The following is a 21859-nucleotide window of genomic DNA, read 5'->3' on the forward strand; positions in this document are numbered from 1 at the left end:
GAACAAGGGAAAACAGGCGCTCTTCCGTTGAGGATTCATTGAACATTTCCGGCCGTGGGCCCCGTACCTCTGTGAAAGGTGAGAGCCAGGGGTTCAGCGAGGGATGACCATGGTCAAGGCGCACGTCTCCACACACGAGTTGGTCGCCGGAAGGTACCGGCTCCTGGAGGTCCTCCATCGCGAGACGAACCGCGTCTGCTGGTACGCCGAGGACGTCGCGGCCGGGCGCCCGCGTCTGATCACCCAGATCGGGCTGCCGGACGATCCGGACGGCGAGACCGCGCGCCGGGCCACCTCCCGGGTCCTGCGGATGGCCGAGACGATGGGGCTGGTGCGCCCGGGTCAGGTCGCCACGGTCCTCGACGCCGCCGTGGAGGCCGGCACCCTGTGGATCATCACCGAGTGGATCGACGGCACACCTCTGGGCGAACTCCTCACCCACCAGGGCGCGTTCAACTACGTACGGGCGGCCCGCATCGGCCTGGAGGTGCTCGACGTCCTGGAGGGCGCGCACGGCGAGGGCATCACCCACGGCGAGCTCAGTCCCGGCCAGGTGTTCGTGCGGGACCAGGGTTCGGTAGTCCTGACCGGCTTCGGACTCACCGGCACCACCCTCGTACCCCGGGTCACCGCCCCGTCGTTCGCCTCCCCCGAACAGGCACGCGACGAGCGGATCGGGCCGGCCGCCGACCTGTGGGCCCTGGGGGCGATCCTCTACACGATGGTCGAGGGCCGTCCGCCGTTCCGGGACCGGGACCGTCCGGAGGCCACCCTGCGGGGCGTGGACCGGCTGCCGCTGCGTTCACCCGTGCACGCCGGGCCGCTCGCCCCGACCATCCAGGCACTGCTCCGCAAGAACTCCACCGAGAGGCTGACCCGCCCGGCGGTCCGTGACGCGCTCTCCCGGGTCCTGACCGAGGACCCGGACCAGGCCCTGCGCTCGCTGCCCACACCCCGGCTGCGCGGCCTGTACCAGTCGGGACCGAAGTGGAGCAGGCGCACCATGGTCGCCGGCACCGCCCTGGCGGTCGTCACGGTGTCGGTCGCCGTCCTGGCCGTGACCCGCCAACTGCCGGGCACCGACGACAGTGCCGACAGCGGCGCCGCACCCCGGCCCAGCGCCTCCGCCCCGGCCACCGACGACGACGCCGGAACCGGCGGACAGCCCGCCGCACCACCGCCGACACCGACGCCCGCGCCGCCCACGACCGCAGCGCCGACCCCCACCCCGACACCGACCCCCACGCCGACGAGCCCGCCTGCCGGCAACGGCCTGCCCGCCGGATTCCGCACCTACAACTCGCCGGAGGGCTTCTCCGTCGCGCTCCCCGACGGCTGGAAGCCACTGCGCACCACACGCGCGGGCGACCTCGCCTACCGGGTGATCCTCGGCAACGAGGACGACCCGCGCACCCTCGCCGTCACCTACAGCGAGCGCGTGGGCCCCGATCCCGTCGCCGTCTGGCGCGACGACGTCGAACCCGACCTGAAGAAGGGCCCGGGCGACTACGAGCGGATCGGCGAGATCCGCGCCACGACGTATCAGGGAGGCAAGGCCGCCGACATCGAGTGGCTCGTCGACGACTCCCACGGCACCCGCGTGCGCACCTTCGGCCGCGGTTTCCTCATCGGGGAGGGCCGCAGCTTCTCGCTGCGCTGGACGACACCGGCCAAGGACTGGGACGACGCCGCGAACCAGCAGGCGCTGGACACCTTCCTGAAGACGTTCCGCCGGCCCTCAGACTGATCCGCGGGGCGCGCGCAACGAGCCGAGCGACCGGCCGTGCAACGGCCGGGTGCTCCAGCGCGCCGAGAACGTGGCGTCCGGGAGCGAGCAGGTCACCACCAGGTGGTGGGGCGTCTCCAGGCAGGCCACATCCACGACGAGCGTGTCCGGGTCCGTCCAGCCTCCGCCGACCGCGACGGGCATGGGCTCCTCGACGACGGTCCAGCCGCCCCGCCCGAGCGGCAGTTCCAGCCGGAGCCCCTCCTCGACGAGCGTCACGCACCAGCTGTCCCCGGCCGCCGACACCTGCACCGCGGTCGCGGCCGGAAGCATCTCGCGCACCGTCTCGTCCGGCGCGAACCCGGCTCCGGCCCAGTCCTGCGCGCGCTCGGGCGGGGCGGCCTTGCCCGGGACCGACGGCAGCGCGAGCCGCGCCAGCCGCTCGGCGAGGGCCGCGTCCTCCTCCTGCCGGCCGGACATCGGCCCCGGCCCGAAGGCCGGCAGCAGATGCTCCCACACCAGGTCCAGCACCTTCTGCATGTTCTCGGTCTGCGAGGTCATCGCGATCACGGCGTCGTGCTCGGGCAGCACCAGGCAGAACTGGCCATACGCCCCGTCCCCGCGGTATCCGTGACGGGACCTCCAGAACTGAAGACCGTAGCCCCGCTCCCAGTCGGACCCCACCGATGCGGGGTTACCCGCCGCGGTCTCGATGTGCGCACGGCTAGCCTCGGCGACCCACCCCTCGGGCAGCAGCCGCTTCCCTTCCCACACCCCGTCCCGCAGATACAGCAGGCCCAACCGCGCCAGGGCGTCGGTGGTGGCGTGCAGCCCGCTGAAGCCCAGCTCACCGCCCGTGCGGTAGCGGATCCACGCCGTCTCGCCGATGCCGAGGGGATCCAGCAGGCGCGGGCGCAGGTACTCGGTGAGGGTCTGGCCGGTGACCTTCTGGAGGATCGCGGCCAGCGTGTACGTGGCGGGCTGGTTGTAGGCGAAGACGGTGCCCGGATCCCGGTCCGGGGGCAGCAGCAGGAACCCGCGGACCAGGTTCTCGGCGTCGAGCGCGCGAGCGCGGTCGAGGGCATCCTCAAGGTGGCCGCTGGACATGGACGCCACGTGCCGCACCAGCATCGCGCGGCTGCGCGGGTCGGTGATGTCGGCCTCGAACTCCGGGAAGTACGAGATCACCGGATCGTCCAGCCGGATCAGCCCCTCGGCGACGGCGAGGCCGGCCGCCGTCGCGGTGAAGCTCTTGCTGATCGAGTACAGAAGATGCAGGCGCTGCGGGCTGTACGGCGTCCACCAGCCGGACGCCACGACGTGGTCGTGCCGCAGGATCATCAGGCTGTGCGGCTCGATGTCGGCGGCGGCTTCGAGGCCGTCGAGGAAGGCGTGCACGCCCGACGCGGCGACACCCTGGGCGGCGGGGGAACTCGTGGGCAATGTGGTCATGCGGGCATCCTGCCCCGGATCTCCGCCATGATCGAGAGAGCATGGATCGGTCCGTTTTCCCTCCCGCCCATCGGGGACTCGGCTCTTATGGTGCATATCGGATACACGATGATGACCGAGCAGGCCGGCCCCCGTGAGCTCGTGGACCATGTGGTCCGGGCCGAGGAGGCGGGGTTCGACTTCTCGGTGACCTCGGACCACTACTTCCCGTGGCTGCGCACGCAGGGGCACTCGCCGTACGCGTGGAGCGTGCTGGGCGCGGCCGCCCAGGCGACGCGGCGCATCCCGCTGATGACGTACGTGACGTGTCCGACGTTCCGCTACCACCCGGCGGTCGTCGCGCAGAAGGCGGCGACCATGCAGCTGCTGTCCCAGGGGCGGTTCCGGCTCGGGCTCGGTTCCGGCGAGAACCTCAACGAGCACGTGGTGGGCGGCGGCTGGCCCTCCGTGGACGTCCGGCACGAGATGCTCGAAGAGGCGGTGGAGATCATCCGGGCCCTCTTCAAGGGCGGCCATGTGAATCACCGCGGCACGCACTTCGACGTCGAGTCGGCCCGGCTGTGGGACCTTCCGGACCAGCCGCCGCCCATCGGGATCGCCGTCTCCGGCGAGCGGTCCTGCTCCCTGGCGGGGCGCCTCGCCGACCTGGTGATCGCCACGGAACCCAAGTCCGACCTCCTGGACGCCTTCGACCGCCACGGAGGCGCGGGCAAGCCACGGGTGGGCCAGCTTCCGGTCTGCTACGACCCCGACCGAGACACCGCGATCAAGCGCGCCCACTCCCAGTTCCGCTGGTTCGGCAGCGGCTGGAAGGTCAACTCCGAACTGCCGCACCCGGATTCCTTCGAGGGCGCCACCCAGTTCGTCACGCCGGACGACGTCGCCGACTCGATCCCGTGCGGAGACGACCCGGAGGACTTCGTCGAGGCGGTACGGCCGTACGCCGAGGCGGGCTTCACCGAGATCGCCCTGGTGCAGATCGGCGGGGAGTCCCAGCCCGCGTACCTGGACTGGTCGGAGAAAACCCTGCTGCCGGCGCTGCGCGACGCGCTGGCTTGACCTGGACCGACCTGGGCTGACACGGCCTCGGGCGAACCGCGGGGGCTGCCGGAGCGGCGCCCCCGGGTGCAATAGGCTCCGAGCCGCACATTGTGCGGTCCGACCAGCCTGCCCAGGAGAAGCACCCGTGACCCTAGCGATCGCTCCGTCCGAGACGTCCCCCGCTCCCCTGTCCGACCTCGTGGCGCGGGACGCGCGCGAATTCGGCGCCTATGCGCGGACCGGCGGGTGGGCCTTCGGCCTGATGGTGGCGCGCAGCGTACGGCCCGGCGGCCAGAGCGCGGAGGAGACACCGAAGGTGTCCGCCAAGGAGTTCGCCGAACTCGCCGGGTGCTCGCCCGAGCGCGTCATGCGCTACTACAAGGCCTGGGACCGGGCCGCCGACGACGGTCTCGTCCCGCAGTTCGAGGCGCTCGCACCCGGCGAGGAGGTGGAACTGCCGGACGCCGACGTGTGGCTCGGCTACTACGTCTCGCGCAGCAGCGCCGCCTCCGAGCGCGGCACCGCCATCGCGGAGGCCGCCGAGGCCGAGGGCATCCGCCCGACCAAGGCCCTGGAGGTCGCCGAGAACCCGACCGCGCTGCGCGCCGCGATCCTCGCCGACCCCTCCACCGCCCGCGCGGCCCGCCAGGCGCTCCTGGACCGGGTGCGCGAGGACCCGGAGCTCCAGGCCGAGTTGGCCCGCGACGTCGTACGCACCGACGATCTGAAGAAGGCCGTCGCCACCGAGAGCCGGTCGGCCGACCGGATCGGCTACGTCCGTCAGATCGCCGAGTCGGGCCAGATCAAGACGCCCGCCGGGCAGATGCTCGACGCGCCCGTCGACATCCGCCAGGAGGCCGAGCGGCACCTGTCGCTCCTCGACGAGCTGGAGGAGGACGAGGACACCGGCGAGTGGGCCTCCGAGGCCTACGACACCATGAAGTCCCTCGTCGTCGAGGCCGTGGAGGCCGATCCCGGCCTGCGCGTCCAGGAACGGCGCACGAAGTTCTACAGCAGCCTCCAGCGGGCCACGAAGGTCTTCGAGGAACTCACCTTCGACGACGTCGATCCGCAGGAGTTCTACGAGGACGACATGGTCCAGCGGCTGGAGGAGCTCCAGAGCGCGATCGCCTCGTGCATCACGGCGCTGCGCGGCGCACGCGGGAATCACCCGGAAGGCTGAGCATCTTGCGCGTCACGGGGGTACTAGAGGTCTCTACGACTGTTCTCCCCGGAGGCCCTGCAGTGAACTCCTTCGTGCACAAGACCCTGGTCGTGCAGCTCCAGTCGGGCGCCATGGACTGCTGTCCGGTGCTCGCCCATCTGAGCTACGACCCGGCGGACCCGTTCGCCGTCACCGCGGTGTTCAGCCATGACGGCCGGGTGCTCGCGCGATGGCGGCTGGACCGCGAGATGCTCACTCTCGGGCTGGAACGCCGGGTCGGGGTGGGGGACGTGCGGATGCGGCCGGTTTCGACCGGGCTGTGGGAGGAGCTGCGGATCGAGTTCTTCGGCGACGCCCGTCCCGACGGTGGCCGGCAGCGGGCCGTGGTGTTCGCGTGGGCCCCGGCGCTCGCGGCCTTCCTGCGGGAGACCCGGGAGGCCGTGCCGCCGGGGCGGGAGGAGCTGCGGATCGACGACTTCCTGCAAGAGGTCATCGCCGGGGGCTGACTCGGAGCGAGTCCACTGGGCGGCCGCCCGAGGGGTTGGTCGGCCAGTGGACTCGGCCGGTGTCACTTCGTCGTGTGGCGGATCCGCACGAGCATCGGTACGAGGAACCAGCACAGCAGGTACCAGCCCACCACTCCGGCGACCAGCCAGGGCACATAGCCGTCGTGGGTCGCGACCCGCAGGATCAGCAGGAGCGCGGCCGTCATGGTGGCGAGCAGCAGCACCAGGCCGACGAAGGTCAGCCGGGAGGCCCATTCGACCGCCTGGGACTTGACCCGTCGGCCGGAGACCAGGCGGTGCAGGGACACCGGCCCGATGAGTGCGCCGGTGGCGGCGGCGCCCAGCACGACCGTCACGATGTAGATGGTCCGGTCCGTGTCGCCCAGGTCCGCGTAGCGGGGGGTGAACACGACGGTGAGCAGGAAGCCGAACAGAATCTGCACCCCGGTCTGGGCGACCCGGACCTCCTGGATGAGCTCGCCCCACTTGCGGTCGGCTCTCTCCTCCTCGGTCTCGTTGCGCCCGTTGCCGGTGGCCTCCGGTGCGGTGTGGTTGACCGACAAAGGTTCCTCCCTGCTCTCGACCCCGTTGTCCCTTTCCGTCCGTGTTCCCTGTTTCTCGCGAACGGACCGGTCGTGACGGTGTCGGGTCCGCGGACGACTCCACGTGTTTGCGAGGCGGCCGAACGGCAAACCGGTTCCCATGACGGAATCGGACAAGGAAACGAACAAGAACGCAGCAGCCGCCTCGGCCGCGGGGTCGAAGGCACGGCAGAACATTGACCGGGCGACGGCCCCGGCGGGGCAGACCGCGCGGGCGGCGGCCTCGAAGACCGAGGAGACGGCGTCCGCCGCCAAGGCGGGCGCGGAGCGGGCGGCCGACACTACGAGCCAGGCCGCGCAGACCGCGGCCAGGAGCGTCGAGGCGGGCCGTCAGGCGATCGTGTCGGCCTCGGGTCAGGTCGCGGCCGGCGCGAAGACCGCGTGGACCGTGCTCAGCCACCGCAAGCTCGTGGCCGCGGGCGTCGGGGCGGGCCTGACCGCGCTGGGTGCCGCGTCCTACGCGGCGGGCCGCCGGGCCGAGCGGCACACCCAGGGGCCGATCACCCGGATGATCGGCGGCCGCATCTGACCCTGACCGCCCGGCGGGCTGTTTCAGCGATCACCGGGCGGTTACACGGAGCGGACAGACGTACGGCGTGGCGGCCGCGGACGTCACGCCGTACTCGATGACGTCGTCCACCGAGGAGTCCCGTTGACCATGTCCGGCACCGAGCTCACCATCACGCTCAGCGGCGGCAGCGCCGCCGACGCCCAGAAGGTCGTACGGGCCCTGGAGCCCGTCTTCGGCGCCGCGGACGGGCTGCCCGCCGACGACCGCGCCACCGTGCACACGGCCACGTTCACCGGGGTCGGCTCGGAGCTTCCGGAGCGGCTGCCGCAGCACTCCGCCGGTCATCTGTCCGCGCCCGTCTCCGTCACCGTGCAGGGCACGCCGGAGAACGTCGAGAAGGCGAGCGACACACTGTCGCGCGCCTTCTCCGCGCACGACCGGGGTGCCGCGTCCGGCGACCAGGAGCGGGAGCGTCAGCTGGTCCTGCGGCCCTGACCGGTCCGGAGCGCTACCAGCGGCTCTCCACCTGCTCCTTGATCCGCCGGTCGTACAGGTCGCGGATCGCGGTGAGTGTCCGCTCGGAGAGCTCCGGCAGCCTGGCGGCGGCCGCGTTGGCGCGGGCCTGCTCGGGCGAGCGGGCGCCGGGGATCACGGAGGTCACCCCGGGCTGCTGGACGATCCAGCGCAGCGCGAGCTGGGCCGGGGTGTATCCCTCGGGGGCCAGCGCGGCGAACTCGGCGGCGGCCTCGACGCCCGTCGTGTAGTCCACGCCGGAGAAGGTCTCGCCCACGTCGAAGGACTCGCCGTGCCGGTTGTAGGTGCGGTGGTCGTTGTCGGGGAAGACCGTGTCCTTGGTGTACTTGCCCGACAGCAGGCCGGAGGCGAGCGGGACCCGGGCGATGATGCCGACGCCGGCCTCGCGGGCCGCGGGGAGCACCTCGCGCAGGGGCTTCATGCGGAACGGGTTGAGGATGATCTGGACGCTCGCCACTCCGGGGCGGGCGATCGCGGTCAGCGCCTCCTGGCAGGTCTCCACGCTGACGCCGTAGGCGGCGATGCGCTCCTCCTCGACGAGGGTGTCGAGGGCGTCGAACACCTCGTCCGTGGAGTACACGGGCGTGGGCGGGCAGTGCAGCTGGACCAGGTCGATGCGGTCGACGCCGAGGTTGCGGCGCGAACGGTCGTTCCAGGCGCGGAAGTTGTCCAGGACGTAGTTCTCCGGGATCTGCTCGACCCGGCGGCCCATCTTGGTCGCGACCAGCACATGCAGGTCGGGGCGGCCGCTGAGGAAGGCGGCGATGGTCTGTTCGCTGCGTCCGTCGCCGTACACGTCGGCCGTGTCGAAGAAGGTGACGCCCGATTCGGCCGCTGCCTCCAGTACGGCCAGGGCTTCCTTGTCGTCGACGTCTCCCCAGTCGGCGCCCAGCTGCCAGGTGCCGAGACCGATGACGGATGCGTGCTGCTGAGACCTGTCGAATGTGCGCTCGTCCATGGCGTCAGTCTGTCATCCGTCACGCCCCCGCGCGGAACCGGTTGCTCCGGCGGGCGACCTGTGAATCCTTCACTCACACGAGTGAAGGACGCGGACAGCCAGCATGCACGTGTCAACGAGCCCCTAGCGTGGGCCCGTGACTGATCGTTCCGTGCACAACTCCCGGCCCGAAGGCCCCTTTGCCTCCTCCTGGAGCCGTCGCGGCTTCCTGCGCTCCGCCGCCGCGCTGGCCGCCGTACCCGTACTGCTGCCGGCGGACCCGGCACAGGCGGCCGAGGAGTTGCCGGAGTTCCCGGCGGGCATCGCCCTGTACCGCTCGGCGTACCGCAACTGGGTCGGCGAGATCACCGCCGACGGGTTGTGGGCCTGCGCGCCCGCGGACACCGGGCAGACGGTCGCCGTCGTCAACTGGGCCCGCCGGCACGGGTGGCGGGTGCGGCCCCGGGGTTCCTCGCACGGCTGGTCGCCGCTGACGATCACCGAGGGGACGCCGTCCGACGCGCCCGTGCTCCTCGTGGACACCGCCGCCCATCTCACCGGGCTGGCCCTGGAGTCCGGCACGTCGGTCCGGGCCGGCACCGGTGTCACCCTGGAGACGCTGCTCACCTACCTGGAGGAGCACGGTCTCGGGGTGACGGCCGCTCCCGCTCCCGGCGTGCTCACGCTCGGCGGCGCCCTCGCGATCGACGCGCACGGCACGGCCGTACCGGCCGAGGGGGAACAGCGGCTGCCCGGTCAGACGTACGGCTCGCTCAGCAATCGTGTCCTGTCGCTCACGGCGGTCGTGTGGGACGAGGACGCCGGTGCCTACGCGGCACGGACGTTCCGGCGCGACGAGCCGGACTGTGCCGCGCTCCTCACCCATCTGGGGCGCGTCCTGGTCACCGAGGTCGTGCTGCGCGTGGGCGCGAACAGCGATCTGCGGTGTGTGAGCCGGGTGGACATCCCGGCGGGCGAGCTGTTCGCGGCGCCCGGTACGGACGGGCGGACCTTCGCGAGCTTCCTGGAGGAATCCGGGCGGGTCGAGGCGATCTGGTTCGCCTTCACCGAGTTCCCGTGGCTGAAGGTGTGGAGCGTCTCCCCCACCAAGCCGCTGACCTCGCGGCGGGTGACGCGGCCGTACAACTACCCCTTCTCCGACAACATCCCGACCCTGGTCGCGGATCTGGCCGGGCGGATGGTCTCGGACGCGGCCTGGTACCTGGCGCCGGTGCTGGGCAACGCGCAGTACGACACGGCCGCGCTCGGACTGGTGGCGACCTTGTCCGCCGACATCTGGGGACCGTCAAAGAACACCCTGCTCTACCTCCGGCCGACCACGCTCCGGGTGACCGCGAACGGGTACGCGGTGCACACCACCCGGGATCAAGTACAGCGCGTGGTCAGCGAGTTCACCGCCTTCTACCGGCAGCGGCTCACGGCGTACGCGGCCCAGGGCCGTTTCCCGGTCAACGGCTCGGTCGAGATCCGGGTGACCGGCCTCGACGACCCGGCCCACGCCGAGCTGGACGGCGCCCGCACTCCCCTGCTGTCGGCGCTGCGGCCGAGCGAGGAACACCCCGAGTGGGACACCGCGGTGTGGCTGGACATCCTGACGCTGCCCGGCACGCCGCACGCGGAGGCGTTCCTGCGCGAGATCGAGCGGTTCCTGCTGGACAGCCACGACGGCCGGCACGCCCTCACCCGGGTCGAGTGGTCCAAGGGCTGGGCGTACACCGAGGAGGCGGTGTGGCAGGACGAGGAGGTGATCGGTACGACGGTGCCCGCCTCGTTCGGTGAGACGGTGTGGGGACAGGCGGCCGGGACGTTCGACCGGCTGGATCCCCACCGCGTCTTCGGGAACGACTTCCTCGACCGGCTGTTCGGATGAGGACGTGCCGTCCTGTACGGGTGACGACGTGCCGTCCTGTACGGCCGATGGCGTGCCGTCGGGGCCCTACTTGCGGGAGGCCAGTGCCCTCGCGTGCACGGTCCGGGCCACCTTCGGGCCCAGCCAGCGCTTGAACCGGCGCAGCGCCTCCAGTTGCCCGGCCGCCTTGTCGAGGCGGTAGTACAGCTGGGGCGGGACGTACGGCAGCAGGGGCGAGTGCCGCTGGCCGAGGAGGGCGAACATCTGCTCCGGGGGCAGGTCGATGTAGCGGGGCAGGTTCTCGTACCACTGGGCGCTGTAGCGGGCCGCGCTCTGGATGGACAGCAGCTCCCGCCTGCGCCGCTGTTCATAGCGGGCGAGGGCGTCCGGGAGGCTCGGGTGCCCGCGCAGCGCGTCGGCCAGGACGATGGTGTCCTCCAGGGCGAGGGTGGTGCCGGCGCCGATGGAGTAGTGGGTGGTGTGGGCGGCGTCGCCGATCAGGACGAGGTTGTCGCGCTGCCAGGTGCGGTTGGTGAGGGTGCGGAAGGTCAGCCAGGGGGCGCCGACCTGGGCCGAGGTGCGGCCGATGAGGGCATGGCCGTCGAGCACGTCGACGAAGAGCTTCTCCAGCAGGGCCGTTCCGTCGGCCTCGTTCGCCCGGTCCAGGCCGAGCCCGGTCCAGGTCTCGGGGGCGCACTCGACGACACAGGTGCTGCGCTCGGGGCTGAAGGGATAGCCGTAGCACCAGATCCAGCCGTGGTCGGTCTCGACGAAGGCGAAGGTGAACGCGTCGAAGACCTTGGTGGTGCCGAGCCAGATGTAGTGGTTGCGGCCCGCCCGGATCTCCTCGCCGAAGTGGTCGGCGTGTTGGCCGCGCAGGGTGCTGTGCACTCCGTCCGCGGCCACGACGAGGTCGGCCTCGGGCAGGTTCGCGTCCGTGATCTCCTGGTCGAACTCCAGCCGTACGTCGAGGGAGCGGGCCCGGGCGGCGAGGATCTCCAGCAGCCGGTGGCGGCCGATGCCGAAGCCCTGGTCGCCGGGGCGCCGGGTGGCCCGGTCCCCTACCAGCGCGACACCCTCGTTCCAGGTCACCGAGTGCTCCTCGACGGCCCGCGCGGACTCGGGGTCGTACTCGTGGAGCCGGTCGAGCAGTCCGCGCCAGTAGGTGACACCCCAGCCGTAGGTCGAGCCCTCCGGATTGCGCTCATGAACGGTGATCTCGTGGGACGGGTCCTGTCGTTTCAGCAGGATCGACAGATACAGGCCGGCGGGCCCGCCACCGACGCAGGCGACCTTCACACGCACTCCTACGGTAATCACTTATCGCGGTCAATTGGCAACGCAGGGTAGCAGGGGCAGGGGCGACCCTCCGGGCCATTCGAATCGCGTCACTTTCCACAGGTGGGGCAGGCCACAGCAGATGGACCCGGCCATGAAAGAGCGTCCTGAATTCGGCCGCCGCGAGAAGGAATTCCCCCTTCCGGGCTCCCAGCGCGCCACACACAGCAAGATCAACTTCGTTCAACGCTGTACGACATCTTAGGAATTGTCCCGATCGGAGCCAACCGGTCTCGAACGATTTCTCCCGCTCTCCTCCGGGCGGATAGGCATGCGGAGGCGTCAACCCGACGCCGCCCGACGACCTCGGCGAACCCGACGATCCCGGAGGATCCCGCATGCCCCGACTCACCCGACGCCGCGCACTGACCGCCGCAGCCGCACTCGCCTCGGGGGCGGGAGCCGGAGCCGGAGCCCAGGCTGCCGCCGCGCCGGGCGCCGCCGCCCACGACCACGGCTCACCCGACTCCCCCTCCCCTGCTCCCTCCTCGACCTCCTCCCCCTCCTCCCCCTCCTCCTTCGACGAGGTCTACAAGGGCCGCCGGATACAGGGCCGGCCCTCCACCGGGGGCGGTCACCACCACGGCACCGGCTACGCGGTGTTCGTAGACGGCGTGGAGCTGCACGTGATGCGCAACGCCGACGGCAGCTGGATCAGCGTCGTCAGCCACTACGACCCGGTGCCCACCCCGCGCGCCGCCGCACGTGCCGCGGTCGACGAACTCCAGGGCGCCAAGCTCGTCCCGTTCCCCGCCAACTGAACCGCCCCGCAAGCAACTTGGGAGACCCGCACATGACCGTCCGCAAGAACCAGGCGACCCTGACCGCCGACGAGAAGCGGCGCTTCGTCACCGCCGTCCTGGAGCTCAAGCGCAGCGGCCGCTACGACACCTTCGTCACCACGCACAACGAGTTCATCGTCGCCGACACCGACAACGGCGAACGCACCGGCCACCGTTCACCCTCGTTCCTGCCCTGGCACCGCAGATTCCTGCTGGAGTTCGAACGCGCCCTTCAGTCGGTGGATGCCTCGGTGGCGCTGCCGTACTGGGACTGGAGCACCGACCGCTCGGCGCGTTCCTCGCTGTGGGCGCCGGACTTTCTCGGCGGTACCGGGCGCAGCCGGGACGGCCGGGTGACGGACGGGCCGTTCGCCGCCGCCACCGGCGTCTGGCCGATCACCGTGCGCCTGGACGGGCGTACGTATCTGCGACGGGCGCTGGGCGGCGCCGGCCGGGAGCTGCCGACCCGGGCGGAGGTGGACTCCGTGCTGTCCATACCGACGTACGACATGGCGCCGTGGAACAGCGCCTCGGACGGTTTCCGCAACCATCTGGAGGGCTGGCGGGGCGTCAACCTGCACAACAGGGTGCATGTCTGGGTCGGCGGGCAGATGGCCACCGGGGTCTCGCCGAACGACCCGGTGTTCTGGCTGCATCACGCGTACATCGACAAGCTGTGGGCCCAGTGGCAGCGCCGTCACCCGGACGCCGGCTATGTGCCGGCCGCCGGGACGCCGGACGTGGTGGACCTCGACGAGACGATGAAGCCCTGGCACGACACGCGTCCCGCGGACCTGCTGGACCACACCCGCCACTACACCTTCGACACGGACTGACGTCCGGCGGTCACGGGTTTGTACCGCAGGTCAGGGGTACCCGCGCCGGACACACCCGAGAAGACGAAGGAGGGATTCACCCGTGTCCAAGGTCGAGGAATCCATCGAGGTCGGAGTGCCGGTGCACACCGCCTACAACCAGTGGACGCAGTTCGAGACCTTCCCCCAGTTCATGAGCGGGGTGGAGCGCATCGAGCAGCGCACGGACACGCTCACCCACTGGGTGACCAGTGTGAACGGCGTGCACAAGGAGTTCGACGCCGAGATCACCGAACAGATCCCCGACGAGCGGGTCGCGTGGACCACGGTCGGCGGCGAGGCGGAGCAGGCGGGTGTCGTCACCTTCCACCGGCTCGACGACGACCACACCAAGGTGATGCTCCAGATGGACTTCCATCCGGACAGCGTCACCGAGAAGGTCGGCGACAAGCTCGGTTTCGTGAAGCGTCAGACCAAGGGTGACCTGGAGCGCTTCAAGAAGTTCATCGAGGAGCGCGGCCAGGAGACCGGTGGCTGGCGCGGCGCGGTGATCTAACCGCGGTACCCCGTACCGCTCCGTACTCGGTCCCGGGGTCCGTCCGGACTATCCGGCCGCTTCCGTACGGCACTCCGGATGGCCCCACCCCTGCGCGTTCTTGGCGATGGATTCCCCCGCCGCGTAGGCGCGCCCGCACAGGCAACGACCGGGGAACTTCGCCTTGATGGTCCGGGCCGAGCCGCCGCCGCGTGCGCCGGACGTCTTGGTCCCGCCCGTGCGCTTGCGTGGCGCGCGGGCGGGCGGGGCGTCCGGTGCGGGCGGCGGTTCCGGCGAGCCGAGACCGCTGCCCGCGGGCTCCTGGACGATCGCGGCCTGGCTGGCGGCCCGGTCGGCGAAGTCGTTGAGCGGATCGCCGTCCACCTGGTGGGCGGGCACGTAGCGGAACTCCACCGAGCGGCCGTCGAGCAGTTCGTCGATACGCACGACCAGGTCCTGGTTGGCGACGGGCTTGCCGGCGGCCGTCTTCCAGCCGTTGCGCTTCCAGCCTGGCAGCCAGGTGGTCACGGCCTTCATGGCGTACTGGGAGTCCATCCGGATCTCCAGCGGTACGTCCCGGTCGGTCGCGGCCAACAGGCGTTCCAGGGCGGTCAGTTCGGCCACGTTGTTGGTGGCCTTTCCGAGCGCCCCCGCCTCCCAGCGGGTCGGAGTCTCCGTATCGTCCGCGACCACCCAGGCCCAGCCCGCCGGTCCGGGGTTTCCCTTCGAAGCCCCGTCGCACGCGGCCACCACACGTTCACGCATGCGCCCGATCATGCCATGGCCGCGCGGGGCGTTCGGCCACCCGTCAGGAGACGTCCGTGACCTGCGGCATGTCTCCCGCGGTCGTGGTGACGTCGATCACCGAGAAGCTGGCGCCCTGCGGGTCGCTCAGCGCCGCGAAGCGGCCGAAGGGGGTGTCCATCGGCCCGAACCGGAGGATGCCGCCGAGCTTGGTGGCCCGGGCGACGGCGTCGTCGCAGTCGGCGACGGTGAAGTAGACGTTGATGTACGGCGGCACCTCGGGCGGGAACTCCTCGCCCATCTTCATGCGGCCGAGGACCGTCTCGCCGCCGACCTCGAAGAGCCGGAAGTCGACCGCGTCGTCCTGCATCTGCTTGGCGGTGTAGCCGAAGACGGCCGGGAAGAACGTGTCCGACTTCTCCGTCTCCCGGGTGAAGACCTCGGCCCAGCAGAACGCGCCGGCCTGCTCGGGCGGCGCCTCGAACCCCTCGTGGACGCCCGCCTGCCACACGCCGAAGACGACGCCGGCGGGGTCGCGCCCCAGGCACATGGTGCCGAAGTCGCCGACCTGCATCGGCTCCATCACCACCTCGCCGCCGTTCTCGCGGATCCTGCCGGCGGTCGCCGCGGCGTCCGGGGAGGCGAGGTACAGGCACCACTGCGACGGCCCCTCCTGGCCGGGCATCGGCGGGACGACGGCGGCGACGGCCTTGCCGTCCGCGTAGGCCTGCGTGTAGTTGCCGTACTCCGACGACGCCTCGCCGAAGGTCCAGCCGAGGACGTCACCGTAGAAGCTCTTCGCTCCCTCGACGTCGCTGAACATCGCATCGGCCCAACAGGGGGTTCCCTCAGGTTGCACGGCCATGACTGCGGCCCTCTCCGGATCGGTGGATCGGTCGGTGGACGGTCCGTTTCCTCACGCTAGTCACCTGTGCGCCGGACCGCGCGCCGAACGCCTCGCTCCGTTCCGGACCGGTCGCAGGACGACGGGCCGCGCCGCGCGGCCCGTGCGACGGCCGGGCGCTCCCCGCGCCGGGAGCGCGGGACGTGGGACCGGCGTGCGGTCACACACCCGTTCACCCCGGCCCTCCTTCGGGTGTTTACACCTCGCGGCCCCCGTGACCGCCCCGTTCGCGCGGTTACCGGCCGCCTCGCCGGCTGTTTGGCTTGGTCGTGCGACGCGCCCGGCTCACCCGCCACGACGTCGCCGCCACGAGGCTGTCGTATGCACCGACCACTCCACTCGCCCCTGCTTCACCCCCAGGGAGGGAATGTGTCCGCCCCCGAAAGCGCCAGCGGCCCCGCCACCGACGACCCCGCCCCCGAACCCGTCACCCGCTCCGCCGGAGACGACCAGCTCACCAGTCTCGGCACGCGGGCCGCACGTCAGCTCGCCACGACCACCAAGTCCGAACCCCAGATGCAGGCCATCACCTCGCGATGGCTGCTGAAGATGCTGCCGTGGGTGGACGTCCGGGGCGGCGCCTACCGCGTCAACCGGCGCCTCCAGCTGAAGGTGGGCCGGGGGCGGGTGCAGTTCGACCAGAACGGCGCCGACGACGTGAAGGTCATCCCTCAGACGCTCACCGAACTGCCCGCCCTGCGCGGCTACTCCGACACCGAGGCCCTCAGGGAGATCGCCTCCCGCTTCCGGGTGCGGGAGGTGCGCGCCGGGCAGATCCTCTTCGAGGCCGGCCAGCCCGTGACGGAGGCCTATCTGATCGTCCACGGCAGGTTCACCCGGTTCGCCGTCGGCAAGTACGGCGAGGAGGAGGTCATCGGGGTCGTCACCGACGGCGACGGCCTGGGTGACGAGGCCGTCGGCCGCGCCGACCCGCTGTGGCTGACCTCGGTGCGGGCCGAGACCGCCGGGGTGGTGCTCGCGCTGTCCTGGGACACCCTCACGGAGTTCACCGGGCGCACCCCGTCGCTTGCGGCCCATCTGGAGGCCTATGCCGCCCGGCAGAGCAAGCCCATGAACCGCAAGGGCGAGGCCGATGTCCCGGTGCAGGCCGGCCATGTGGGCGAGCCGGTGCTGCCCGGCGGCTTCGTCGACTACGAACTCGCCCCGCGCGAGTACGAGTTGTCGCTCACCCAGACGGTGCTGCGGGTCCACAGCCGGGTCGCCGACCTCTACAACGACCCCATGGACCAGACCGAGCAGCAGCTGCGGCTGACCATCGAGGAGATCCGCGAGCGGCAGGAGTGGGAACTCGTCAACAACCGCGAGTTCGGTCTGCTCCACAACATCGACCACGGCCAGCGCATCAGCACCTTCTCCGGGCCGCCGACCCCGGACGACCTGGACGAACTGCTCTCCATGCGCCGCAAGACCCGGCTCTTCCTCGCCCACCCGAAGGCCATCGCGGCCTTCTTCCGGCAGTGCAACCGGCTCGGCCTGGTGCCCGGCACGGTGTCCGTGGAGGGGCACGAGGTCCCCGGCTGGCGAGGGGTGCCCATCTTCCCGTGCAGCAAGATCCCGATCGGTCCGCAGCACACCAGCAGCATCGTCGCGCTGCGCACCGGTGAGGCGGACCAGGGGGTGGTGGGGCTGTTCCAGACCGGCATTCCCGAGGAGTACCAACCGGGCCTGAACGTACGGTTCATGGGCATCGACGGCACCGCGATCATCCGCTACCTCGTCACCGCCTACTACTCGATGGCCATCCTGGTCCCCGACGCGGCGGGGGTCCTGGAGAACGTCCAGATCGGCCGGACGGCCGACTGACCGGGTGGAGCCCTCCAGGAGTACCTCGATGAGCGCACCTCCCGAATCCACCGCGCCCCCACCCGCCCCCTCCCGTCGCCCGCCCGTCCCGCCGGGGCCCTTGCGCACCTCGCGGGCCCGGCGGGGCGGCCCGATCCCCGGCATCAGACACCGGCCCGCCGTGCCCGCCGATCCCGAGAAGGTGCGGGAGATCGACGCACGGCTGGAGGCCTGGGCCCGCGGGCTCGACCTGTTCCCGCCGGCCTGGTCGGGGGACTTCTCGGGGTTCCAGTTCGGCCGGGCCGTGGTGCTCCAGCATCCGGGCGCGGCCGACCTGGACCGCCTCACCGCGGCCGGTGAACTGCTGCTCGCCGAGAACCTCGTCGACAGCTGCTACTGCGAGGAGGACGAGGGCAGGGGTGCCTCCGCGCGCGGTCTGGGCGGCCGGCTGATCCTGGCCCAGGCGGCCCTGGATCCCTTCCACGCGACCCCCGCCCTGGAGGCCCAGTGGCGCGAGGGCGTACAGGCCGACGGGCCGCTGCGCTCCTACCACTGGGCGCTGAAGGACTACGCCGCCTTCGCCACGCCCAGCCAGACGGACCGCTTCGTCCACGACATCGCCCGCCTGCACCTCGGCTATCTCGCCGAGGCCGCCTGGTCGGAGATCCGGTACACGCCCCGGGTGTGGGAGTACCTGGTGATGCGGCAGTTCAACAACTTCCGGCCGTGTCTGTCGATCGTCGACGCCGTGGACGGCTACGAACTGCCCGAGGCGGTCTACGCCCGTCCCGAGATCCAGCGGCTCACCGCCCTGGCCTGCAACGCCACCACGATCGTCAACGACCTCTACTCCTTCACCAAGGAACTCGCGAGCGATCCGACCCACCTCAACCTGCCCGTGGTCGTCGCCGCGAACGACCGGCGCGGTCTGAAGGCCGCCTACCTGCGCTCCGTGGAGATCCACAACCAGATCATGGACACCTTCGAGGAGGAGGCCGCGACGCTCTCGGCGACCTCCCCGCCGGTCGAGCGCTACGCCCGGGGCCTGGCGGCCTGGGTGTCCGGCAACCACGAGTGGCACGCCACCAACACCCACCGCTACCACCTGCCGAACTACTGGTGACACAGCCCATCCTGACGTCACGTCAGACGCCTCACGAGGAGCCCCTGTTGACGACCGCCGACGCCGTCACCACGACCGCACCGGTGCCGACCCAGTCGACGTACCAGAACCGCGTCGCGGACTACTGGAACGCCGAGGAGAACCCGGTCAACCTCGAACTCGGAAAGCTCGACGACCTCTACCACCACCACTACGGCATCGGAGACGTCGACCTCGCCGTCCTCGACTACCCCGACCCGGTCCGCCGGCGCGACCGGATCACCGCGGAACTGCACCGTCTGGAACACGCGCAGGCCGAGCTCCTCGCCTCCCGGCTCGGGCCCCTCTCCCCCGGTGACCGCGTCTTCGACGCCGGCTGCGGGCGGGGCGGCGGCAGCGTCGTCGCACACCTGCGGTACGGCTGCGAGGCCGACGGGGTCACGATCTCCGCCAAGCAGGCCGAGTTCGCGAACGCGCAGGCCCGCAAGCGGGGCATCGACGACCTGGTCCGCTACCACCACCGGAACATGCTGGACACCGGGTTGCCGTCCGGGGCGTTCGCCGCGTCGTGGAACAACGAGTCCACCATGTACGTCGAACTCGACCTGCTGTTCGCCGAGCACGCCCGGCTGCTGCGCCGCGGCGGACGCTATGCCGTCATCACCGGCTGCTACAACGACACCTACGGGCAGGCCTCCCGCGAGGTCTCCCTGATCAACGCCCACTACATCTGCGACATCCATCCTCGCTCGGCGTACTTCCGGGCCATGGCCAGAAACCGGCTGGTGCCCGTCCATGTGGAGGACCTCACCGCGGCGGCGATCCCCTACTGGGAGCTGCGCAAGCAGGCCGACCACCTGGTCACGGGCATCGAGGACACCTTCCTGACCGCCTACCGCAACGGCAGCTTCCAGTACCTGCTGATCGCCGCCGACCGCGTGTGAGACGGGCCCGCGTCGCAGAGCCCGCCGCGCGTCTTCCGCCCGGTGCCCGGCTGTGCTTGCCTGGGGAGCCGTTTCGGGGGCAGGGGCGGGAGTGGTGGTATGCGCAGAGCGTGGGTCGTGGGAGTGCTGCTCGCCGGGCTGCTGCTCGGCGCGTGCACGGATCCGGCGTCGGGCCCGGAGGCGCCGCCGCCCTCGCCGGACGTGACGGGCCCGTCGGCGGCCCCCACCGAGCACCGGCGGGCGGCCGCCTCCCCGCGCCCGCCCGCCAAGGCGCCCACCGTCCTGTACCTGGGCGACTCGCTGGCGACGGAGAACCAGCGGGCGCTGGGCCAGGAGCTCGGCCGGGACCTGCGCGCGCGGTACACCGCCGCCCCCTACTCCGGGACCACCCTGTGCGACTACCTGGAGGGCACCGGGGCGCGTTCCCTGGTGCCGGACCGGGACAAGGCGGCCGCGCTGGTGCGGTCGCTGCGTCCGGACTTCGTGGTCCTTCAGTTCTGGGGCAACGCGTGGGGCTACACCTGGTGCATGGACGGCATCACCTACGCCGATTCCCGCGCCGAGTACGTCCGCCGGTACACCGCCGACGCCGAGCGGCTCACCGAGCAGATCGCCGCGGCGGGCGGGGCGAAGCGCCCGCGGATCGTGTGGGTGGCGCAGGGCCCGGACCCGATCACCCCGGACCGGGTGCGGTGGGTGAACGGGCTCTACGCGAAGCAGGCCGCGGCCTCGGGCGATCTCGTGGCCGACGCGGGCCGGACGGTGAGCCCGGCCGGGGCCCGGCAGACCTGGGTGCAGCACCTGCCGTGCACCCCCTACGAGCGCGCACATCCCGACTACTGCACCCAGCCCGACCGCGACCGCACCGCCCTCCACCGCGACAAGGACTACCTGCACTTCTGTCTGGCCCCCACCACGTCCACCCCCCGGCCCTGCCCGGTGCGCTCCCCCGGCATCCTGCGCATGGCCCGGGAGATCACCCGCGTGATCGGCGAGGAGGCGCGGCGCGGGACGCCGTAGGCCTGCGGCCGCGCGGGAGGCCGTAGCGTCAAATTCGTTCGACAGGCGGGGCGTCGACCGCTGAACTGGGGCGTGTGTGTGCCCTGAAGATGCGTGACGGTGAAGTGGATGTCGACGCGGCGCTCGTCCGCCGGCTGGTCGGGGAGCAGTTCCCCGAGTGGTCGGGGCGGTCCGTGGAGCGGCTGGAGTCGTCCGGGACGGAGAACGCGGTGTTCCGGCTCGGTGCGGACCTGCTGGTGCGGCTGCCCCGGCATCCCGGCGCCGTCGGGGACGTGGAGCACGAGCAGGTCTGGCTGCCCCGGCTGGGGCCGGGGCTGCCCGTCGCGACACCCGAGCCGGTCGGTGTCGGCGTGCCCGGTGCCGGGTTCGCGTGGCCCTGGTCCGTGTACCGCTGGCTGGAGGGCCGCAATCCGGTCGTCGGCGCCCTGGCGGAGCCCGAGTTGCTCGCCAAGGACCTCGCGGAGTTCGTCGGTGCCCTGCGCCGGATCGAACCCGGCGACGGACCGACCGGATATCGAGGTGTGCCGCTGGCGGCCCGCGACCCCTACCTGCGCGAGGCGCTGGCCCAGTTGGAGGGGCGGGCGGACACCGGGGCGATCGCGGCCGTCTGGGAACAGGCGCTGGGCCTGCCCGTGTACGGCGGGCCGCCCGTGTGGGCGCACGGCGACCTCATGGCGGGCAATCTGCTGGTCGACGGCGGGCGGCTCACCGGGGTGATCGACTTCGCGACCGTGGGCGTGGGCGATCCGGCCGTCGATCTGATCCCCGCGTGGTGCGTGCTGCCCGCCGAGGCCCGTGACGTCTTCCGCGAGGCGGTGGGGGCCGACGCGGCCGAGTGGGCGCGCGGCCGGGCCTGGGCGCTGTCGATCGCGGTCATCGCGCTGCCGTTCTACTGGCACACCAACCCGCCGGTGGCACAGACCTCACGGCATGTGATCGCGGAGATCCTGGCCGAGACGCGATGACGGCGGGGCCACGGTGCCCTCATGGACCGTGGCCCCGCCGCCGCACCCGCGCGTCACGCGCGTCACGCGCCGGCGTAGGCCTTCTCCAGGGCCGCGATGTCGAACTTGGTCATCGCCATGAAGGCCTTGGTCACGCGGGCCGCCTTCTCCGGGTCCGGGTCGGCGACCATGTCGTCGAGGCCCTCCGGGACGACCTGCCAGGACACCCCGTACTTGTCCTTGAGCCAGCCGCAGGGGCCGGGCTCCCCGCCGTTCTCGATGAGCTTGGTCCAGTAGTAGTCGATCTCCTCCTGGTTCTCGCAGGAGATCACGAAGGAGACCGACTCGTTGAACGTGAACTCAGGGCCGCCGTTGAGCGCCACGAACCTGTGGCCGTTGGCGGTGAACTCGACGGTCAGGACGCTGCCGGCGGGCTGGGGCGCGCCCTCGGGGTAGCGGACGACCCGGCCGACGCTGGAGTTCTTGAAGATCGACACGTAGTGATGGGCGGCTTCCTCGGCCTGGCCGTCGAACCAGAGACACGTGGTGAAACCGTTGGTCGCCATGGGTACCCTCCTGGGCTT

General features: G+C 71.4%; 22 protein-coding genes. 15 read left to right on the plus strand and 7 right to left on the minus strand.

All coding sequences use genetic code 11. The features are described 5' to 3' along the window. Positions 1–103 precede the first annotated feature (103 nt). Positions 104–1747 carry a serine/threonine protein kinase gene (locus tag SLINC_RS02635; protein ID WP_067426198.1) on the plus strand — a complete coding sequence of 548 codons (1644 nt, stop codon included), beginning with the start codon at positions 104–106 and terminating at the stop codon, positions 1745–1747. Here SLINC_RS02635 and SLINC_RS02640 read toward each other — a convergent pair. Further along, positions 1739–3178 carry a serine hydrolase domain-containing protein gene (locus tag SLINC_RS02640; RefSeq protein WP_067426200.1) on the minus strand — a complete coding sequence of 480 codons (1440 nt, stop codon included), beginning with the start codon at positions 3176–3178 and terminating at the stop codon, positions 1739–1741. The genes SLINC_RS02635 and SLINC_RS02640 overlap by 9 nt on opposite strands. An 87-nt stretch (positions 3179–3265) precedes the next feature. Here SLINC_RS02640 and SLINC_RS02645 point away from each other — a divergent pair, with 87 nt between their 5' ends. The 3 genes from SLINC_RS02645 to SLINC_RS02655 all read left to right on the plus strand — a co-directional run bounded on the left by SLINC_RS02645 (position 3266) and on the right by SLINC_RS02655 (position 5890). Further along, a complete protein-coding gene (locus tag SLINC_RS02645; RefSeq protein WP_067426202.1) occupies positions 3266–4237 on the plus strand; it encodes an LLM class F420-dependent oxidoreductase in 972 nt (323 codons plus the stop codon). A gap of 127 nt (positions 4238–4364) precedes the next feature. After that, positions 4365–5402 (plus strand): hypothetical protein, encoded by a 1038-nt coding sequence (locus tag SLINC_RS02650; RefSeq protein ID WP_067426204.1) that lies wholly within the window; start codon positions 4365–4367, stop codon positions 5400–5402. Between the two features lie 62 nt (positions 5403–5464). Then, positions 5465–5890: an SsgA family sporulation/cell division regulator gene (locus tag SLINC_RS02655; RefSeq protein WP_067426205.1), complete on the plus strand. Its 426-nt coding sequence runs from the start codon at positions 5465–5467 to the stop codon at positions 5888–5890. A 62-nt stretch (positions 5891–5952) separates the two neighbouring features. Here SLINC_RS02655 and SLINC_RS02660 read toward each other — a convergent pair whose 3' ends face one another. Further along, positions 5953–6453, minus strand: a complete 501-nt coding sequence (locus SLINC_RS02660; protein WP_067426207.1) for a DUF6328 family protein — start codon at positions 6451–6453, stop codon at positions 5953–5955. A 139-nt stretch (positions 6454–6592) separates the two neighbouring features. On the opposite strand from SLINC_RS02660, the gene SLINC_RS02665 reads away from it, so the two are divergent. Both SLINC_RS02665 and SLINC_RS02670 read left to right on the plus strand, forming a co-directional pair. Then, a complete protein-coding gene (locus tag SLINC_RS02665) occupies positions 6593–7021 on the plus strand; it encodes a hypothetical protein (RefSeq protein ID WP_079164368.1) in 429 nt (142 codons plus the stop codon). A gap of 129 nt (positions 7022–7150) precedes the next feature. After that, entirely contained in the window at positions 7151–7498 is a 348-nt protein-coding gene (locus SLINC_RS02670) for a hypothetical protein (protein WP_067426211.1), read from the plus strand. Positions 7499–7511: 13 nt separating this feature from the next. On the opposite strand, the gene SLINC_RS02675 is transcribed toward SLINC_RS02670, so the two are convergent. Beyond that, entirely contained in the window at positions 7512–8495 is a 984-nt protein-coding gene (locus SLINC_RS02675) for an aldo/keto reductase (RefSeq protein WP_067426212.1), read from the minus strand. Positions 8496–8631: 136 nt separating this feature from the next. Here SLINC_RS02675 and SLINC_RS02680 point away from each other — a divergent pair, with 136 nt between their 5' ends. Beyond that, complete coding sequence (locus SLINC_RS02680; protein ID WP_079164369.1) at positions 8632–10365, plus strand: cholesterol oxidase substrate-binding domain-containing protein; 1734 nt, start codon at positions 8632–8634, stop codon at positions 10363–10365. A 66-nt stretch (positions 10366–10431) separates the two neighbouring features. Here the strand turns inward: SLINC_RS02680 and SLINC_RS02685 are convergent, their stop codons facing one another. Continuing rightward, complete coding sequence (locus tag SLINC_RS02685; protein ID WP_067426216.1) at positions 10432–11649, minus strand: FAD-dependent monooxygenase; 1218 nt, start codon at positions 11647–11649, stop codon at positions 10432–10434. A 371-nt stretch (positions 11650–12020) separates the two neighbouring features. On the opposite strand from SLINC_RS02685, the gene melC1 reads away from it, so the two are divergent. The 3 genes from melC1 (at position 12021) to SLINC_RS02700 (ending at position 13835) form a co-directional block, all read left to right on the plus strand. Continuing rightward, positions 12021–12443, plus strand: a complete 423-nt coding sequence (gene melC1 / locus SLINC_RS02690; protein ID WP_067426218.1) for an apotyrosinase chaperone MelC1 — start codon at positions 12021–12023, stop codon at positions 12441–12443. A 32-nt stretch (positions 12444–12475) separates the two neighbouring features. Next, a complete protein-coding gene (gene melC2 / locus SLINC_RS02695; RefSeq protein ID WP_067426220.1) occupies positions 12476–13300 on the plus strand; it encodes a tyrosinase MelC2 in 825 nt (274 codons plus the stop codon). A gap of 82 nt (positions 13301–13382) precedes the next feature. After that, positions 13383–13835, plus strand: a complete 453-nt coding sequence (locus SLINC_RS02700; protein WP_067426223.1) for an SRPBCC family protein — start codon at positions 13383–13385, stop codon at positions 13833–13835. A 48-nt stretch (positions 13836–13883) separates the two neighbouring features. Here the strand turns inward: SLINC_RS02700 and SLINC_RS02705 are convergent, their stop codons facing one another. Both SLINC_RS02705 and SLINC_RS02710 read right to left on the minus strand, forming a co-directional pair. Further along, on the minus strand, positions 13884–14591 hold the full coding sequence (locus tag SLINC_RS02705; RefSeq protein ID WP_067426225.1) for a ribonuclease H family protein: 708 nt from the start codon (positions 14589–14591) through the stop codon (positions 13884–13886). A 31-nt stretch (positions 14592–14622) separates the two neighbouring features. Continuing rightward, on the minus strand, positions 14623–15423 hold the full coding sequence (locus SLINC_RS02710; protein WP_079164370.1) for a VOC family protein: 801 nt from the start codon (positions 15421–15423) through the stop codon (positions 14623–14625). 408 nt (positions 15424–15831) lie between these two features. Here SLINC_RS02710 and SLINC_RS02715 point away from each other — a divergent pair, with 408 nt between their 5' ends. From SLINC_RS02715 to SLINC_RS02735, 5 genes are all read left to right on the plus strand, one after another. Further along, on the plus strand, positions 15832–17286 hold the full coding sequence (locus tag SLINC_RS02715) for a family 2B encapsulin nanocompartment shell protein (RefSeq protein ID WP_067426229.1): 1455 nt from the start codon (positions 15832–15834) through the stop codon (positions 17284–17286). Between the two features lie 28 nt (positions 17287–17314). Beyond that, positions 17315–18388 carry a family 2 encapsulin nanocompartment cargo protein terpene cyclase gene (locus SLINC_RS02720; RefSeq protein ID WP_067426233.1) on the plus strand — a complete coding sequence of 358 codons (1074 nt, stop codon included), beginning with the start codon at positions 17315–17317 and terminating at the stop codon, positions 18386–18388. Between the two features lie 47 nt (positions 18389–18435). Then, positions 18436–19311: a geranyl diphosphate 2-C-methyltransferase gene (locus SLINC_RS02725; RefSeq protein ID WP_067426235.1), complete on the plus strand. Its 876-nt coding sequence runs from the start codon at positions 18436–18438 to the stop codon at positions 19309–19311. Between the two features lie 99 nt (positions 19312–19410). Beyond that, positions 19411–20331: an SGNH/GDSL hydrolase family protein gene (locus SLINC_RS02730; protein ID WP_067426236.1), complete on the plus strand. Its 921-nt coding sequence runs from the start codon at positions 19411–19413 to the stop codon at positions 20329–20331. Positions 20332–20420: 89 nt separating this feature from the next. After that, a complete protein-coding gene (locus tag SLINC_RS02735; RefSeq protein ID WP_067444852.1) occupies positions 20421–21296 on the plus strand; it encodes an aminoglycoside phosphotransferase family protein in 876 nt (291 codons plus the stop codon). A gap of 62 nt (positions 21297–21358) precedes the next feature. On the opposite strand, the gene SLINC_RS02740 is transcribed toward SLINC_RS02735, so the two are convergent. Beyond that, positions 21359–21841, minus strand: a complete 483-nt coding sequence (locus SLINC_RS02740) for a VOC family protein (protein ID WP_067426238.1) — start codon at positions 21839–21841, stop codon at positions 21359–21361. Between the last annotated feature and the right edge of the window lie 18 nt (positions 21842–21859).

The organism is Streptomyces lincolnensis, assembly GCF_001685355.1.
GTDB lineage: Bacteria > Actinomycetota > Actinomycetes > Streptomycetales > Streptomycetaceae > Streptomyces > Streptomyces lincolnensis.